The sequence below is a fragment of the Streptomyces kebangsaanensis genome, assembly GCF_001906585.1.
Taxonomy (GTDB): Bacteria; Actinomycetota; Actinomycetes; order Streptomycetales; family Streptomycetaceae; genus Streptomyces; species Streptomyces kebangsaanensis.
In genome coordinates, this window is sequence record NZ_JUJA01000010.1 from 1 (window position 1) to 3,377 (window position 3,377).

Annotated in this window: 4 protein-coding genes; all 4 read right to left on the reverse strand. The window is 70.2% G+C overall.

Features of this window, described 5'->3' with window-relative positions; translation table 11 throughout:
* Positions 1-79: 79 nt before the first annotated feature.
* Complete coding sequence (locus tag RH94_RS00520) at positions 80-562, reverse strand: shikimate kinase (protein WP_107428585.1); 483 nt, start codon at positions 560-562, stop codon at positions 80-82.
* 32 nt (positions 563-594) lie between these two features.
* Positions 595-1,749, reverse strand: coding sequence for a chorismate synthase (aroC, locus tag RH94_RS00525; RefSeq protein ID WP_158072997.1), 1,155 nt, complete (start codon positions 1,747-1,749; stop codon positions 595-597).
* 57 nt (positions 1,750-1,806) lie between these two features.
* Positions 1,807-2,061: a response regulator transcription factor gene (locus RH94_RS00530; protein ID WP_073945707.1), complete on the reverse strand. Its 255-nt coding sequence runs from the start codon at positions 2,059-2,061 to the stop codon at positions 1,807-1,809.
* A gap of 361 nt (positions 2,062-2,422) precedes the next feature.
* Complete coding sequence (locus RH94_RS00535; RefSeq protein WP_073945708.1) at positions 2,423-3,184, reverse strand: SDR family NAD(P)-dependent oxidoreductase; 762 nt, start codon at positions 3,182-3,184, stop codon at positions 2,423-2,425.
* Positions 3,185-3,377: the final 193 nt, after the last annotated feature.

A 3,377-nucleotide genomic window follows, 5' to 3' on the forward strand; every position in this document is an offset into this window, starting at 1 on the left:
AGGAGTTGGCGGCCGACCAGTACGTCGTAGGGTTCGCTGCCCGCGGTGCCGCCGACGTGGACCCGCGTCACTGCCTCGCTCATGCTTCCTTCCACTCCACTGCGTCCAGAACGGCTCGGGTGACCTCTTCGGGCGTACGGCCGTCGGTGGCCACCACGGCCGTGGCGACCTCCTCGTACAGGTGCCGGCGGGCCTCCATCAGCTCGCGCCACTGCCTGCGCGGGTTGACCGCGAGCAGCGGCCGGGCCGCGTTGAGGCCGGTGCGCCTGACGGCCTCCTCGACGTCCATCGACAGGTAGACCACCCGCAGTCCGGCGAGCAGCGCGCGGGTGTCCGCATCCAGGATGGCGCCGCCGCCGAGGGCCAGCACCCCGTCGTGTTCGGCCAGCGCCCGGCGCACCGCGTCCTTCTCGACCGCGCGGAAGACGTCCTCGCCCTCGTCGACGAAGATCTCGGCGACGCTGCGGCCCTGTGCGGCCACGATGTCGTCGTCGGTGTCCCGGTAGGCGGCGCCGAGGCGGTCGGCCAGCATCCGCCCGACGGTCGACTTGCCCACGCCCATCGGCCCGACCAGGACCACGACCGGTGCGGCGCTCACCGGATCGCCAGGTTGTCGAGGTAGCCCCGCACGTTGCGGCGGGTCTCGGCCACGCTGTCGCCGCCGAACTTCTCCGCGACGGCGTCGGCCAGGACGAGGGCCACCATGGCCTCGGCGACGATGCCGGCGGCCGGCACCGCGCACACGTCGGAGCGCTGGTGGTGGGCCTGCGCCGCCTCGCCGGTGGCCACGTCCACGGTCCTCAGCGCCCGCGGCACGGTCGCGATCGGCTTCATCGCCGCCCGCACGCGCAGCAGCTCGCCCGTGCTCAGCCCGCCCTCGGTGCCGCCGGAGCGGCCGGTGGCACGCCTGATGCCCTCGTCGGTGGTGACGATCTCGTCGTGGGCCCGGGAGCCGGGCACCCGGGCCAGCTCGAAGCCGTCGCCGACCTCGACGCCCTTGATCGCCTGGATGCCCATGAGCGCGGCGGCGAGCCGGGCGTCCAGCCGGCGGTCCCAGTGCACGTGCGAGCCCAGGCCCACCGGCACGCCGTACGCCAGCACCTCCACCACGCCGCCGAGCGTGTCGCCGTCCTTGTGGGCCTGGTCGATCTGGGCGACCATCGCCTCGGAGGCGTCCGCGTCCAGGCAGCGCACCGGGTCCGCGTCCAGCCTCTCCACGTCCGCCGGGACCGGGTACACGCCGTAGGGCGCCCTGGCCGCGGCCAGCTCGACGACGTGGCTGACGATGCCGAAGATCACGCCGTCCGCGGTCGGGTAGTAGTAGAGGGGTTTGACGCCCATCCGGTCCCGGACCAGGAGGAGTTCCTCGGTGCGCGGGTCCCAGATCGCGAACGCGTAGATGCCGTTGAGCCGTTCGGCGAACGCGGCTCCCCACTCCAGGTAGGCCCGCAGCACCACCTCGGTGTCGCTGGACGTGCGGAACGCGTGTCCCAGCGCGGTCAGTTCGTCCCGCAGCTCCTGGAAGTTGTACACCTCACCGGTGTATGTGACGACCGGGAGGATGTCGTCGTCCGAGGCGGCCATCGGCTGCCGGCCGCCCTCCAGGTCGATGACCGCGAGCCGGCGGTGGCCGAGTATCGCGTGCTCCGACGTCCACAGACCGCCCGCGTCGGGGCCCCGGCAGACCATGGTTTCGGTCATCGCCGAGGCGACGTCGGCCGCCCCCCTCAGATCACGTCCGTAACTCACCCATCCGGCCAGTCCACACATAGAATCCAGTTCCTTTCATTGAACGTCGGCGGGCGGTCAGAAATTATCTGCCTCATGGCGCAGAACCTGCCGCGTCAACTGGACTCGGCTGGATACGCCGAGTTTCAGGAACGCGTTTCTCACATGCGTGTTGACCGTGTGCGGGGAAACCATCAGCTCTTCGGCCACGGCACGGTTGCTCAGCCCGATCGCCACCAGGCGTGCCACTTGCAATTCGGCCGGTGTCAGCGCCTCCCAGCCCGACCGGGGTCTGCTCGGACGAGCCTTCCTCGTAGCCTTGAGCGTCTGCATCGACTCGCTTTCCGTTTCACTGTGTTACGAAGCCGGCGCCATTCGCCACATCCTGCGGGCGCGTCAATGTCCGTGCTTTCACGGGCGGTTGCCGGAACAAGAATGCACTGCCGCACGATCCGACAGCAAAGCGGAATGCAATACAACATCAGGAACGCTGGAGATTGTCAGATACCGGGTACATCGTCAGGTCCGCCGCGTCCCATCAGATCCGCGCTGCTGCGTCAGAACCGGGAGAATCCGTCAGGTCCGGCGACCGGGCCGAGGGTGGGACGGAGGGGCCGGCAGACATGAGGAGGGGGCCGCGGCATCCGCGGCCCCCTCCTCGCGACGCGTCACCGCGCCGTACGCCGTGCGGCGGTCAGGCGGTGGCACCACCGTCGATCACGTGGTCGTGCCCGACGACGTAGCCGGCCTCCTCCGAGGCCAGCCACAGGACGGCGTTGGCGACCTCCTGCGGGTCGGCGACCCGGCCCAGCGGCACGGTCGGGGCCAGCCGGGCGTCTCGCTGCTCACGAGTCTCGCCCGGGAGGTAGGACATCGGGGTGTCGATCGGCCCGGGGCTGATGGAGTTGATGCGTACGCCCTGCTTGATGTACTCGAGCGCGGCGGTACGGGTCAGGAAGCTGACGCCGGCCTTGGAGGTCGAGTAGGCGCTCATGCCGGCCAGACGCCAGTGGGCGCCCAGGTTGGAGGCGGTGTTGACGATGACACCGCCGCCGTTGGCCGCCATGTGCGCGGTCTCGTGCTTCAGGGCGAGGAAGACGCCCGTGAGGTTGACGGCGAGCACCTTGTTCCACACGTCCTCGTCGTGCTCGCCGACCGGCGTGCCGCCGCCGAGGATGCCCGCGTTGTTGAAGGCGACGTGCAGACCGCCGTAGCGGGAGACCGCGGTGTCCACCATCGCCTTGACGCTCTCGGAACTGGTGACATCGACGACGACGCCGGATGCCTTGCCGCCCTCGGTCTCGATCAGCTTGACCGTCTCGTTGACGCCGTTCTCATTGACGTCGGCCACGACGACGGTCGCGCCCTCCTTGGCGAAGGACACGGCCGCGGTCCGGCCCAGCACGCCGCCGGCGCCGGTGACGAGAACGACCTTGTCGGTGAAGCGGGCACTCATGACGAACTCCTTTTCCAGTGTGATGTTGCGTGGTGTGTTGGCTTGTGTCAGTCGTGGGCCGCGGCATCCGCCGCGCCCGCCGCCGGCCCGTTGCCGGTGGCGCGACGGGTCTTCGAAGAGCCCGTCGCATGCTGGAGCAGCACGAGCCCGGAGGCGACGGCCAGGGCGACGGCCGCCGTGCCGAAGGCGAAGC

Coding starts and splice junctions, on each gene's coding strand:
- RH94_RS00520 (WP_107428585.1), bottom strand. CDS start 562: ATGGGCGTGGGCAAGTCGACCGTCGGGCGGATGCTGGCCGACCGCCTC.
- RH94_RS00530 (WP_073945707.1), bottom strand. CDS start 2,061: ATGCAGACGCTCAAGGCTACGAGGAAGGCTCGTCCGAGCAGACCCCGG.
- RH94_RS00535 (WP_073945708.1), bottom strand. CDS start 3,184: ATGAGTGCCCGCTTCACCGACAAGGTCGTTCTCGTCACCGGCGCCGGC.